Origin of the sequence: Profundibacter sp., assembly GCF_965277155.1 — a bacterium.
In the GTDB taxonomy this organism is placed as follows: Bacteria; Pseudomonadota; Alphaproteobacteria; order Rhodobacterales; family Rhodobacteraceae; genus Profundibacter.
The window spans coordinates 690758-703929 of the sequence record NZ_CBDIBV010000010.1; the positions used below are offsets into that span (position 1 = coordinate 690758).

The following is a 13172-nucleotide window of genomic DNA, read 5'->3' on the forward strand; positions in this document are numbered from 1 at the left end:
CCCGCGCGCCGCTCAGGCCGGGTGATGCAGCACGCTGAGCCCGCCGTCGGCAGTCAGACAAGCCGCATTGATAAAGGGGCATTCATCGGAAATCAGAAACACCGCCGCCATCGCGATCTCTTCGGGGGTTGCAATGCGCCCGCCCGGATGCAGCGCCAGTGTTTGCGCCCGCGCCGCTTGCGGGTCGGGGAAGCTGTTCCAGTAGTCGATGTTCTTTTGCGTTTCCACATAACCGGGCGCAAGCGCGTTCACCCGCACGCCGTGCGGGGCATATTCGATGCCAAGCGCCCTGGTCATGCCCAGCAGCGCATGTTTGGCCACCGGATAGGGAAAGGTATGGGGAATGATCGTGAAGGCGTGGGTAGAGGCGATGTTCAGAATACAGCCGGCCCCCTCGGCAATCATCGCGGGCAGAACCGCCTTGCAGCAGTTCCACGCACCTTTCAGATCGACATCCATGCACTTTTCCCATTCGCTGTCGGGCATGGACAGCGGATCGTGGAAAACATTGATGCCGGCATTGTTGATCAATGCATTGACGCCCCCGAAAAGGGCGCGGGCCTTTTCCACCGAAGCATTGATGGCGTCCTGATCGGTGATGTCGGCAACGGCGTGGCCCAGCTGCCCCGCATCCGCTTCCAGTTCCGTGACGGCCTGTTCCAGTGTTCTGCCATCACGATCTGTCAGGAATACCTGCGCACCCTCACGCAGGCAGGCGCGGGCGATGGCAAGCCCGATCCCCTGGGCGGCACCGGTGATGAAGATCTGCTTTCCCGCAAGCCGTGCCATCTGTCTGCCTGTCCTTCCTCTAGCGCCCGGTCAGGGACTGCCCCCGGATACGGCGTTCGATGATGGTCTGCAACACAACCGATATGACAATCACCAGACCAAAGACCAGCTGGACGAAGAAGGCGTTGATTCCCGCAGACACGACGCCCGCATTGATCGCGCCGATGATATAGGTGGCCACGAATGTGCCGATCACGGAGCCTGTTCCGCCAAAGACGGACGTGCCGCCAAGAAAGACCGATGCGATGGTATTGAGCAGGAAGCCCTCGCCTGTCGTTGGCCAAAAGTAGTAACCGTAGATCGAGGTCATCAACCCGGCAAATACTGCGAACAGCCCGACCAGCATGAAAGCGCGGATCTTGACTGACACCACGTTCACACCCATCAGCCGCGCACTGGTCTGGTTGTCGCCGACAAGAAACACATGCGCACCGAACCTTGTGCGGTTGAGAAGAATCCAGGCGATGACGCCCAGAACAATCATCCAGACGGTCTGAATCGGAATGCCCCAGAGGGGTTCGCGGAAGATCGCGTGCATGGCCGGATATTCCTCGGCCGTCAGCGGCACGCCGGTGCCGTCCATGAGCACCAGTTCGATGCCGCGAAACAGGAAGGATGTGCCGATAGTGATGACCAGCGAGGGGATGTTCAGCTTGGCCACCAGAAACCCGTTAAGCAGGCCACAGGCGGCACCGGTTGCAAACCCTGCAATCAGGCCCACATACCATGGCATGCCGCCATAGGCTGTTGTCAGGGCAAAGACTGCCGTGCCCAGGGCCATGATCGAAGGGAACGACAGGTCGATTTCGCCGGTGATCACGACGAAGGTCAGCGCCAGCGCGATGATGCCGAACTGGGGCGAAGTCTGCATGAAGGCCAGATAGATGTCCTTGTCGGTGAAAACCGCAGGCGCGGCGGCCACAAAGACCAGCCACATCGCCAATCCGACGCCAATGATCCCCAGCTGGCTGCCATAGCGGCGCAAGGCTGAAGGCGGTGCAACCCGGTTGTTGGCGGGAGCTTTCCGTGCGCTCATGTCATTCTTCCTCCAGCTTGCCGGATCGCGCGACGCGATACAGGCTTTCGATCAACTCATCCATGGTGATCTCATCCTTGGAATAGGTGCCTGCCACCTTGCCGCGGTCGAGCACATAAAGTCGGTCCACCACCGGGTAGACATGGAAAATATTGTGGTCGATGAATACCGACGAACGCCCGGCACGTTTGATGTTCTTGATGAATTCCAACGTCTTTTTGGTTTCCGACAGCGACAGGCCCATTGTGGGTTCGTCCAGAATAACCAGCTCGGCTTCGAAATAGAGCGCCCGCGTGATCGCCACGCCCTGCTTTTCACCGCCCGACATTGTCGCGACGATGTTGTCAGGATGCACTGCGGCCGAGGTAAAGCCCATGTGTACACTCATCAGGCGCGCCGCTTCGGCACGCATGCCGGCTACGTCGAGCAATCCGCTCTTGCCGCGCATCTCGCGCCCCATGAACATGTTGCGCCAGATCGGCTGTTTCTCGCAAAGGGCGCGTTCCTGATAGACCGTTTCAATGCCAAGGTCGCGCGCCTTTTGCACCGACCAGTCACTGATCTTTTCACCCCTGAACCAGACCTCGCCGCCGGGATCGGGCTTGTGGAAACCCATGATCGTCTTGACCATGGTTGACTTGCCGGCACCGTTGTCGCCAAGCAGGCCGACGATTTCGCCGGGCCGCACCTCAAAGTCGATATTCGACAGCGCGCGCACCTCCCCAAAGGTCTTCGACGCATTCTTCAACTCGATAATCGCCGGGCCTGTGCCCGTTTGATCCAACGCCATATTCCCACCTCCAGGGTATCGCATGCCAGTTGCGGCAGGACGCGCCCGCCGCAACATTTTCAGAGCCGCAAGGCCTGCTTCAGCGGATTTCGACAGCCGCCAGCGGGGCAACCACCGCCACGTTGTCGGCGTCCACGAAAGCGCCGGCAGTGTTGATATCAAGCCCCGAGAAGCCGAATTTCTTGGTCAGGCAGATATTGAGGATCGGCAGGTAGCCCTGCAGGTAGGGCTGCTGGTCGATCACCAGGTTCTGATAACCCTCCTCGATCGCCTTGGCGGTGTTGGGCGACATGTCAAACCCGGCAAAGAAGACCTGCCCGGGCTCCTACGAGGCTGCCTGGGCAAATACGCCGGCATTGGACGTCAACCCGCCGTGATCGGTGATAACCGCCTTGATGCCCGGGTGCGCCTTCATCACACCAACGAATGTGGCGGTACCGGCGTTGGGCGAGCCGTTCGTTGCGCTGTCGATTTCCTGGTAGGTCACCTTGACGCCCGCTTCTTCAAGCGCGTCAAGAACGCCGACCGTGCGTTGACCGCGGTCACCGCCCTGCCCTTTCAGCCCCCAGACAAAGACTTCATCGCCCTCGCCAAGACCAGCGCGCTTGACCACCTCTGCCCCGAGCGCATGCCCGGCCGCATAGTTGGGCGCGCCAACATAACCCATGCCCTGCGCCGAGTATTTCGCCTGGCTTTCCGGCAGCGCGGTGTTGAGGGTTGTGAAATCCGTACCCTGAGCAAAGGCGCGGTCGACCAGCGGTGCCGTGGCCGGCTCGCCGCCAAAACCGTAGGTGGCGATGCCGTCAACCTTGGTGGCCAGCGCCTGTTGAATCTGGCCAAGCATTTTGTTGGCGTCCCAATCCGAGAAGTAATAGGTCACGTCCGGGCCAAGATCAAGCTCGGCTTGGCGAAACCCGTTGTAGACATTGTTGGAAAATACGCCGCCCTGTGGCCCGCCCGGAAACGCCGCAATGGTCACGCCCTTGCACCATTTTTCAACCGGCTCGGTTGCAAGTGCTGCGGACGGGACGGCAGACGCCATAAGCAGCGCCGCGATAACTTTGGCTGGGGTGTTTGTTTTGCGTTTCATGTCGATCTCCCTGTGAATACCGTCGGGCAAAGCTGTTCTTGAAAAGTCACCCGTTGTACGCACACATATTTCACCAAACATCATACCAGTCAATATTTATTGTATGATGCATCAGGAATTGCTATCAACATTGCGACTACGCGGCGTCCGCCGGTTTGCGTTGTTGGCAAGACAGCACACAACTCGCGTGATATTGACCGCAACCAGACTGAAAAATGAGGGTTCGCCAGTGATGGACCAGAAGGTGAATATGAAAGCACAGCTCAAACGACCGCGGGTCGGCAAGGGGTTCACCGGTGTCCTGGGGCGTGATATTTGTACCGGCACCTTTCCGGTCGGCACCGTCCTGCCCAGTGAAAGCGAGTTGTGCAATCGCTATGGAGTCAGCCGGACCGTTGTGCGCGAAACCCTGAACGTGTTTGAATCCAAGGGGCTGATCAGCCGCAAGGCACGTGTCGGAACCACCGTGAACCCGCAGGACGAATGGAACATCCTTGATGAACAGGTTCTGCGCTGGCTGGGTGACGGCATCCGCGATACCAATATCCTTTTCTCGGTCCTCGAGGCGCGTCGACTGATCGAACCGGTCGCCGCCGAGAAAGCCGCCGAGCGGGCCAGCATGTCGGAAGTGGCCGCACTGGAATCCGCCTGGCAAGGCATGGTCGATGGCCGCGATGACCGTGCAGCTTTTGTCGAGGCTGATGTTGAATTTCACAAGATTCTTTTGAAAGCGAGCCACAACCGGGTTTTTCACCAACTCGGCGCTTCCTTTCAGGCGGCAATTCACATGGTGCTTGAAACGTCGGGCCAGGCGGCAGAGAACCTTGATGACGCAATCGCCACACATGGAAAACTCGTCGAGGCGCTGCGCATCCGAGATAGTGTTCTGGCGCGTGAAACAGTCACCAAGATGCTTGAACTGTCGGCGCGCGATTTGGCGCTGGCCGAAAAGAAAAACGATAACTAACCGGATTGGCCAACACATGCGCATTACCAGACTGACCACATATAACGTCCCGCCACGTTGGGTGTTCCTCAAGGTGGAAACCGACGAAGGCATTGTCGGCTGGGGCGAACCGGTGATCGAGGGCCGCGCGGATACGGTGATTGCCGCCGTGAAGGAATTGTCGGATTACCTTATCGGCAAGGATCCCGCGCAGATCGAGGATCTGTGGAACGTGATGTATCGCGGCGGCTTCTACCGTGGCGGGCCAATCCTGATGAGCGCCATCGCCGGCATCGACCAGGCGCTGTGGGACATCAAAGGCAAGGCTCTGGGCGTGCCGGTGCATCAGCTTTTGGGGGGGCGCTGCCGCGATCGCATTCGCGCCTATTCCTGGGTTGGCGGCGACCGGCCGGGCGATGTTGCCGATGCGGCGCGCGCCGAACAGGCCAGAGGCTTTGGCGCGATCAAGATGAATGGCGCACAGGAATTGCAGATTGTCGACAGCTACGAAAAAGTTGATGCAATCCTTGAGACCATCGGCGCGGTGCGCGATGCGGTTGGCCCGCATATGGGGATCGCGGTCGATTTCCACGGCCGCGTTCAGCGCCCCATGGCCAAGGTTCTCGTGCGCGAGCTTGAGCAATTCCGGCTCATGTTCATCGAGGAACCGGTGCTGAGCGAAAATCACGAAGCGCTGGCCGAGATTGCACGATATACCAACACCCCCATCGCCCTTGGCGAGCGGCTCTTTTCCCGCTGGGATTTCAAACCGATCCTTGCGGCCGGGCATGTGGATATCATCCAGCCGGATCTCTCGCATGCAGGCGGCATTTCCGAGTGTCGCAAAATCGCGGCAATGGCCGAGGCATATGACGTGGCGCTTGCCCCGCATTGCCCCCTTGGCCCGATCGCCCTTGCCGCCTGCCTGCAACTGGACGCGGTCAGCCATAACGCGTTCATCCAGGAACAAAGCGTCGGCATCCACTACAACCAGGGCGCCGATCTGCTGGATTACGTGATCAACAAGGAGACCTTCCGCGCCCAGGACGGATGCCTCCCCCTGCCCCAAGGCCCGGGCCTCGGGGTGGAAATAGACGAAGCCTTTCTTGCTTCAATGGCCCGCAAGGCGCCACACTGGCACAACCCTGTCTGGCGCCACGCAGACGGGTCGGTGGCTGAATGGTAGGGCCGCGGGAATTCGCAGCATTCGCCAAGATGAAACACCCGACAGAAAGGCGATGTGAAATGACGAAAGGGAAGTGCCCGCAACGCTAACAGGTTCTGGGCATCTGGCCTATGCCAGCGCCCGACTCTGCGGTGTCGTTTCACGGTTTTGCATGGACCCACAAGCTTGTAGGGGCGCGGAATTCCCATCCGAAGAAATCATGGGGTTTTTCCGTGTCCAGGGTGATGCTTGAAAATTTTTCAAGCAAAACCCGGATCGCAATTTCCATTTGCGGTGAAGCCATCCATTTTCCGGCGCAAAAATGCGGGCCAAAGCCGAATGCGGCATGGTTTTTAGCATCTCTTTCAATGTCAAAACGGTCGGCATCGTCAAAAACGTCTTCATCCCGATTCGCCGAGGCGAGGACCGCGCAAACCGTCTGACCTTCCGGGATGGTCACGCCGTTCAGCTCGACATCTTGGGTTGTCTTGCGCACCTGCGTGCCAATCGGTGCAACCCAACGTATGCCTTCGGCAACCGCCTTGGGCAAATTGGTCGCCATGTCCGAGCGAACCAGGTCAAGCTGGTCGGGGTTCTCCAGCAAAGCGGCCATGGTGGAAGCCGCCCCGTGGCCGGGCTCCTGCGCGCCTCCGAGCAGCATGACCAGAACTGTCGGCATGATGAACTCGCGCGATCGCCGCTCGCCTTCCGGCATGCCGTGATACATCAGATGCGACAGCGGCGTGTTGTTCGGGGCTTTTTCAAGCTCGGCAAAGATCGGGTCCAGCGCCTTATCAATTTTCTTTTTGGTTTCTTCGCAGATCCGCGTGCGCTCGGGGTCACGCGAGTAGTTGATTGCCCCCATCACAAGGCCATGAAACCATTCTTGCAGCGTTTTCGTGTCAATCCCGTTCACCCCCAGAGTCCGGGCCAGGCATTGCACCGAGATCGGCTCAAAGTAGTCATCGACAAGATTGACATTGCCGTCCTCGGGAAAGGCGGCGATGCATTCTTCGGCCAGAGGCACGACCAGATCCTCGATGTATTCGGCAACTTTTCTGGGCGCATAATGCGGAGCCAGGCCGCCGCGCAGTTCGCGGTGCAGATCCCCATCGGTATGAATGATCGCGGTTTTGCCAAAATGGATCGAGACCGGAGCCTCTTCATCTGTTGCCTGAAACAGATCCGGCGAGGTCCCAATCTTCTGCACGTCGTCCCATTTGGTGACCAGCCAAGAGTTGACCGCCGGAATGTAAACGACCGGAGACTCGGCCCGCAGGCGCCGATAGACGTCGTAGGGGTTGGCTTCCATCTCTTCCAGAGTCAGGTTTTTCGTATAGGGTGTCTGCATCATGTCTACCTGTCGTTTTATGTTTACGCCCCGGAGCGTTTTACTGCTCCGGGGCACTTCCATTTCAAGTCGCCGGGTTACTGAGCCGCAGCTTCATCGACGTGTTCCAGGATCTGCGCATCGGTTTCGATACGCTCAGCCGTTTGTGCGGCATCCTGCCAGTAGACAAATGCTCCGGTGCGTTGCGCCAGTGCCTGAGCTTCCTCGCCCAGAACTGTTTCGCGGGCGACATCCGCGATTGTCTTGATGATTTCGGGATCCGTACCTTCGCGGACAAACAGACCATTCCACAGCTCGACACTAAGATCGGGGTAGATCTCCTTCAGGGTCGGAGCATCGGGTGTCAGCGGGATCCGCTCGGGTGTAAACGAGACAAGGACGTTCAGATCGTCAATGCACGGAAGCAAGAGCTGCATGGTCGAGTTGATCACATCAGCATCACCAGATGCGAGTGTGTTGCAGTCGATTGCATCAAAAGCGGAATCGCTCGCAAAGGTGATCCCCTCGCGGTTCGCCATCGCAAATGTCATCTGCGTCGGGATAAGACCGGCGCCGAAATGTGCCAGAACAACATCGTGGCTCTGCGAATATTCAGCCAGTTCTTTCAGATCCCTGTACGGCGCATCTTTGGATGTGGCCACGACGAAAGGATATGTGAGAAAGCTGCCGACGGGCACAAAGGGGTTGGGCGACAATTCCTCTATCCCGATCTTTGGTCCGGTAATCACAACCCCCATGACAAAAGAACCGATCGTGTAGCCATCCGCGGGCTGCTCGGCCACATAGATAGCACCGGGGAATGGCCCCCCACCGCCACCTGGCTTGTTGACAACCGCAGCCGGCGAGGAAAACGTTTCCTGGAACTGGCTGGCGATCATTCGGGTCAGCTGGTCTTCCAAATCTCCCGGCGGCCAGGGAACGATAAAGGTGACAGGTCTTTCGGGATAGTCTGCGAATACGGCGGTGCCGGTAGCGGCGGCCATGATTGTGGTCATGGCCAAAATAGCTGCGCGTTTCATGATTTCCTCCTGTGTTGGTCGGATGATTGGATCACAGAATTCAGAAAAAGAATTGACATTTTACAGCCTTTTTTTGATAGTTAACATATGAAGTTATCGACAATCCGCTCTTCTGTGCTGGAAGGTTTCACAGATTGTATTGTGAAATTGGGCGGGGATCCCAACAACGTTCTCAAACGAGAAATAAGGGATTCGGACAATGTTGAAGAGCCACTCTCCACTGTTCCGATTGGCCGCTTTCAGAAACTTCTGAACGAGGCCGCTCTGGAAACGGCCACCCCTCATTTTGGTCTGTACTACGGAGCCAGATATCGCCGCAGAAATCTGGGGTTCATGTCATATTTATTTTCCTACAGCGACACGCTGCTGGGCGCTATCAAGCGCTTTGAGCGCAATTTTGCAGCCCTGCAAACCAATTCTCATTATGCCTTCAGGATCTGTGGCAAGTCGGTTGTCATCGAATATGCTGCGCCGGGCGGTGACGTTGCGTTCAAGGCCCAGGATGCGGAGTTTTCCCTGATGCTGCATTGCCGGTTTCTTCAGTTTTCCCTAGGTGGAAAATGGATGCCTCAGCGTATCGACTTTCAACACGAGCAGCTTGGCGGGACTTCTGTTTACGCCCAATTTCTGCAATGCGACACCCGGTTTGGGCAGGGAATGAACCAGGTGGTGTTTGCGTCCAAAGACCTTTTTGTGGAAAATCAGAATGCCGATCGCAATATGCTCCTGCTGATTGAAAGGGCGCTGGAAGAGGCGCGCCGCGAGACAGAAGGCAACATTGATCCGGTTCACTTGGTGCGCCGGGCCATTGTTGATTGTATTTTGTCGTCCAGAATGCCGACCCTGGATACCGTTGCGCAAGTGCTGGGCGTTTCCAGGGATACGCTGGGGCAGGTGCTCAGGCGCAACGAGGTGAATTTCCGCCAATTGCAAAACGAAGAGCGCATACGCTCGGCCAAGGGGTTGCTGCGCGAAGGGCATAAGTCCATTGGCGAAATCTCTGCCTATTTGCAATATTCCGAGATTTCAGCCTTTTCACGGAATTTCAAAAAAGTCGTTGGTCTTTCCCCCAACCAATACCGCCAGAGAAGCATCCAGGAGAACCCGGCGTGAAGCAGGCAAGATCGGCTGAAAAGTCTTGCGCCCGATCCGGTTTGGCCGCTACCCTGTCGAAGAACTGCCACCGGTCCGGCAATACCGTCTATGACCTCAGGAAAAACCATGCCTCCATCCGAGAACCCAGCCTTCGTTTTCATTCATGGTGCCTGGAGCAATCACCACACATGGGACAAGGTGGTTGCCATCCTCGCGAACAAGGGATTTGCCTCTGTCGCCATTGACCTGCCGGGGGCCGGAGCCAATGCGGCAGTGCCTCAATCCTTTCGCCATCGCCCGCTTGATCGTGAAGCATTCGCCGCTGAACCCTCACCCAATGGCGATGTCACCCAGGAAGAACGCACCGCTGCCGTTCTGAACAGCTTGGAAAAGGCCAGGACGCTGGGGAATGGCAAGGTCATTCTGGTCGGGCATTCGCTCGGCGGGCTGACACTCAACCATGTTGGCGAGGCCGCACCCGAACAGTTACACGCTCTGGTTTACCTGTCGGCCTTTATGCTGCCACGCGGGATGGATGCTGTTGAATTCATACGCAGCGCGCCCATGTCCGACGCGGTCGTGCCATCGCTGTTCATGGCCGACCCGGAAGGTGTCGGAGCAATGCGAATTGACCCGACCTCGGATGATCCCGATTATGTCGCAGCGATGCGTGAAGCCTTTTGCGCAGACGCCTCGGAGGAAGACTTCGAGCTGGCCAAAGCCCAGCTTCACCCGGATGAACCGGCGCAGGTAGCGACTGTACAATCACCAATTACCCCTGAACGGTTCGGGTGCGTGCCGCGCCATTATATTTGCTGCTCTCAGGACAAAGCCATTACCATCGCAGGTCAGAAAACGCTTGTTTCACTGGTCGATACACAGTTGGGAAACCAAACCAACGTCCATGTTCTGGATTCAAGCCATGAACCATTTCTGTCGATGCCTGAAGCGGTATGCGATATTCTTGTCCATGCGGCCCAATCACCCCACATTCGAGGAAATCTCTGATGAGCGGGTCAGTTTTTCACTTTCCTCCTCGTCAACGCTTTCCACCAACCGGGTTTCCAGCAATTGCCCATGGCGGTACAAAATCGGATAGGCGATGGCGGAAATCCGGGCGTTGAGGTCCTTTAACGCGCGCAGGGTTTCAAGGTGGATATCAGAGGTGTCAAAACTGCGCTCATCTCCGTCGCGCAGGCGCTTGAGATGTTTCTTGCGGCTTTTGCGCTCGCGCGCGGCAAATTCCGCTTTTTCACTCAGCAGCAACCGCGCGCTTTCGATGTCTTCGCTCACCAGCACATTGAACGCAAGCGACATGTTGCGCATGACCGCATCGAACAGCGCCTCAAGCTCTTTGCGCCCCTCTTCGGTAAATCGCAGGTTATTGCGTTTTTTCTGTTCCGCCAGGACCATCAGGTTCTTGGAAATGATGTCGCCCGCCTCCTCAAGGCTGATCGCGTACTCTACCAATTCGTGAATGCGTTGGCGCTGTTCCTTGGTCATGTCTGTGAATCGGCGTGCAAAACTGACCCACTTGGGTGGGTTATGAGCGAGTAAAATTGACCCACCTGTTTCGTTAACATCCGCGCAAAATTGTGCGGAGGAAAGAGCAGGTGATATTGATGGAAAGCGTATCGAAGATCCGGCGCTGGGTGCTGGTTGAAGGGCGCAGCATCCGGTCTGTGGCGCGGGCGACGGGACTGTCGCGGAACACGATCAAGAAGTATTTGAAGGACGAGAATCCGCCGAGCTACCAGCGCCATGCGCCGCCAGTTCGGCACAAACTGTGCAATGGGTTTGATCTTCGGCTGCAGGAACTGTTTGATCAGGACTCGAGGCGACCACGCCGGGAGCGGCGGACGGCCCAGAAGCTATACGAGCAGCTTGTGGCAGAGGGCTATACCGGGTCCTATTCGCCGGTTCAGCGTTTTGTTCGTGAGTTGAAGCGCGCCGGGGCCTGTTCGGGAGATGCGTTTATCCCGCTGCATTTTGCGGCGGGTGACGCGCTGCAATTTGACTGGAGCGAAGAACGGGTCGTACTGGGTGGTGTCGAGCAGAAGGTGAAGGTCGCTCATTTCCGCCTGTGTCACAGCCGCAAGCCTTTCGTGATTGCCTATCCCGGTGAAGCCCAGGAGATGGTGCTGGATGCTTTCGTGCAGGCGCTGTCCTTTTACGGAGGCGTTCCGCGCAGGGTGATCATCGACAACCCCAAGACCATGGTGACCTACGTTTCGCGCTCGAAGGAGCGGATATTCCATCCCCGGTTCCTGGCCTTGATGAACCACTATGTGATGGAGCCGGTGGCCTGCACGCCCGCTGCGGGCTGGGAGAAGGGACAGGTCGAGAACCAGGTCCAGTTCTTGCGGGGCCGGTTGTTCGTTCCCGAACCGGCCTTTGATGATCTCGAGGCGCTGAACGCGTGGCTGCGTCTGCGTTGCGAAGATCTGGCAGAGCGTCCCCATCCCGAGCAGCAGGATCGCACGATTACCGAAGTGTTCGAAGACGAGCGCGCCGAACTGCGCCCCCTGGGTCGGGCCTTCGACGGCTACGTGGAAAAGACCGTCCGTGTCCGCTCCACCTGCCTGGTTCAATATGCCAGCAATCGCTACAGCGTGCCCTCCCGCTTTGCCGGGCATCATGTGTCGCTACGCGCCTATGCCGGCCGGATCGTGGTGGTCTCCGGTCAGGATGTGATTGCCGAGCACAGGCGTCATTTTACCCGCAATATCAGCTATTTCGAGCCCTGGCATTACGTTCCCCTGCTGGACCGCAAGCCTGGTGCCCTGCGCAATGGCGCCCCCTTTGTGGGCTGGGAACTGCCCGAGGCCATGCATCGGATCAGGGAACATTACATGGCTGGTAAAGGCGGGGATCGGGAGTTCGTCGACCTGCTCCTGCTGGCACAGGATCACGGGATCGAGGTGGTCGAGACGGCCTGCAATCTGGCGGTGGCACAAAACACCCTGCGGCTGCCCGCCATCATCAATCTGATCAACCAGTTGGTGGAACCGGTCATCACACCGCTCAGCGATGCCTGCGCTTATCCGCAGCTGACCTTGCGGCCCGAAGCCGATTGCAAACGCTATGAGACCCTGTGCTCGGCTGAGGAGGTTGCCGTATGAATGCCTTGATCGACCAACTGACAGCCCTCAGGTTGCATGGAATGGCAGCTTGCGCCCATGATCTGCTGTCCGCGCGCAAGCCGCCAAGTCTGACCACAGCGATAAGGCAACTGATCGACGCCGAGACTGTAGAGCGCCGGGTGCGCTCCATCCAGTATCAAATGAGGGTTGCGAAGTTCCCCCATCACAAGGACTTCGCCACCTTCGATTACAGCGCCGCCGCCCTCACCCAGGCCCAGATCGAACCATTCTGCACCGGCCAGTTCACAGAGGAGGCCCATAACCTCATCCTGGTGGGCGGAACCGGCACGGGCAAAACCACATCGCCATCGCGCTGGGAACGACGCTGATCAACAACGGCAAGAAGGCGCGCTTCTTCAACGCCGTCGATCTGATCAACGCCCTGATCAAGGAACAGGCCGACGGCAATGCAGGGAAGATCATCCGGCAGCTCTCGGCTTTGGACTGCGTCATCATCGACGAGCTGGGCTACATCCCGTTTCCCAAATCCGGTGGCGCGTTGCTCTTCCATCTGATCAGCAAGCTCTACGAGAAGACCAGCATCATCATCACAACCAACCTTGAGTTCGGTGAATGGGTCTCGGTCTTCGGGGATGCCAAGATGACAACCGCCCTTCTGGATCGCGTCACTCATCACTGCAACATCATCGAAACCGGCAATACCTCATACCGGTTCGCCCAGAGTAAACGCCGTAGAAAAAACTAGCCGTTCCGCAAGCAAAGCCCCCAGACGGACTCGCTACATGAA

13 protein-coding genes and 1 pseudogene are annotated in these 13172 nt (G+C 57.8%); 6 read left to right on the top strand and 8 right to left on the bottom strand.

The window, feature by feature from the left end:
* Nucleotides 1-12: 12 nt before the first annotated feature.
* From ACQY4M_RS11385 to ACQY4M_RS11405, 5 genes are all read right to left on the bottom strand, one after another.
* A complete protein-coding gene (locus ACQY4M_RS11385; RefSeq protein WP_428544011.1) occupies nucleotides 13-789 on the bottom strand; it encodes an SDR family oxidoreductase in 777 nt (258 codons plus the stop codon).
* Between the two features lie 19 nt (nucleotides 790-808).
* Nucleotides 809-1825: an ABC transporter permease gene (locus tag ACQY4M_RS11390; RefSeq protein ID WP_428544013.1), complete on the bottom strand. Its 1017-nt coding sequence runs from the start codon at nucleotides 1823-1825 to the stop codon at nucleotides 809-811.
* A 1-nt stretch (nucleotide 1826) separates the two neighbouring features.
* The gene (locus ACQY4M_RS11395; RefSeq protein WP_428544015.1) at nucleotides 1827-2615 is read right to left on the bottom strand and encodes an ATP-binding cassette domain-containing protein; all 789 of its coding nucleotides are present in this window, start codon (nucleotides 2613-2615) and stop codon (nucleotides 1827-1829) included.
* A 79-nt stretch (nucleotides 2616-2694) separates the two neighbouring features.
* Entirely contained in the window at nucleotides 2695-2907 is a 213-nt protein-coding gene (locus ACQY4M_RS11400; RefSeq protein ID WP_428544017.1) for a hypothetical protein, read from the bottom strand.
* A 33-nt stretch (nucleotides 2908-2940) separates the two neighbouring features.
* The gene (locus ACQY4M_RS11405; RefSeq protein ID WP_428544019.1) at nucleotides 2941-3705 is read right to left on the bottom strand and encodes a substrate-binding domain-containing protein; all 765 of its coding nucleotides are present in this window, start codon (nucleotides 3703-3705) and stop codon (nucleotides 2941-2943) included.
* A gap of 232 nt (nucleotides 3706-3937) precedes the next feature.
* Here ACQY4M_RS11405 and ACQY4M_RS11410 point away from each other — a divergent pair, with 232 nt between their 5' ends.
* Nucleotides 3938-4672: a FadR/GntR family transcriptional regulator gene (locus ACQY4M_RS11410; RefSeq protein ID WP_428544500.1), complete on the top strand. Its 735-nt coding sequence runs from the start codon at nucleotides 3938-3940 to the stop codon at nucleotides 4670-4672.
* Nucleotides 4673-4688: 16 nt separating this feature from the next.
* Nucleotides 4689-5837: a galactonate dehydratase gene (gene dgoD / locus ACQY4M_RS11415; RefSeq protein ID WP_428544021.1), complete on the top strand. Its 1149-nt coding sequence runs from the start codon at nucleotides 4689-4691 to the stop codon at nucleotides 5835-5837.
* Between the two features lie 139 nt (nucleotides 5838-5976).
* Here dgoD and ACQY4M_RS11420 read toward each other — a convergent pair whose 3' ends face one another.
* Complete coding sequence (locus tag ACQY4M_RS11420) at nucleotides 5977-7170, bottom strand: cytochrome P450 (RefSeq protein ID WP_428544023.1); 1194 nt, start codon at nucleotides 7168-7170, stop codon at nucleotides 5977-5979.
* Between the two features lie 74 nt (nucleotides 7171-7244).
* On the bottom strand, nucleotides 7245-8186 hold the full coding sequence (locus ACQY4M_RS11425; RefSeq protein ID WP_428544025.1) for a tripartite tricarboxylate transporter substrate-binding protein: 942 nt from the start codon (nucleotides 8184-8186) through the stop codon (nucleotides 7245-7247).
* 87 nt (nucleotides 8187-8273) lie between these two features.
* Between ACQY4M_RS11425 and ACQY4M_RS11430 the strand changes: the two genes are divergently transcribed.
* Both ACQY4M_RS11430 and ACQY4M_RS11435 read left to right on the top strand, forming a co-directional pair.
* Nucleotides 8274-9299 (top strand): AraC family transcriptional regulator ligand-binding domain-containing protein, encoded by a 1026-nt coding sequence (locus tag ACQY4M_RS11430; protein ID WP_428544027.1) that lies wholly within the window; start codon nucleotides 8274-8276, stop codon nucleotides 9297-9299.
* A gap of 90 nt (nucleotides 9300-9389) precedes the next feature.
* A complete protein-coding gene (locus tag ACQY4M_RS11435) occupies nucleotides 9390-10289 on the top strand; it encodes an alpha/beta fold hydrolase (protein WP_428544029.1) in 900 nt (299 codons plus the stop codon).
* Here the strand turns inward: ACQY4M_RS11435 and ACQY4M_RS11440 are convergent.
* Nucleotides 10263-10784: a hypothetical protein gene (locus ACQY4M_RS11440; RefSeq protein ID WP_428544031.1), complete on the bottom strand. Its 522-nt coding sequence runs from the start codon at nucleotides 10782-10784 to the stop codon at nucleotides 10263-10265. The genes ACQY4M_RS11435 and ACQY4M_RS11440 overlap by 27 nt on opposite strands.
* A gap of 119 nt (nucleotides 10785-10903) precedes the next feature.
* On the opposite strand from ACQY4M_RS11440, the gene istA reads away from it, so the two are divergent.
* Both istA and istB read left to right on the top strand, forming a co-directional pair.
* A complete protein-coding gene (gene istA, locus ACQY4M_RS11445) occupies nucleotides 10904-12403 on the top strand; it encodes an IS21 family transposase (RefSeq protein ID WP_428539289.1) in 1500 nt (499 codons plus the stop codon).
* Nucleotides 12400-13130, top strand: a pseudogene (istB, locus tag ACQY4M_RS11450) (IS21-like element helper ATPase IstB). Before istA ends, istB begins: the two are co-directional and overlap by 4 nt.
* Nucleotides 13131-13172 lie beyond the last annotated feature (42 nt).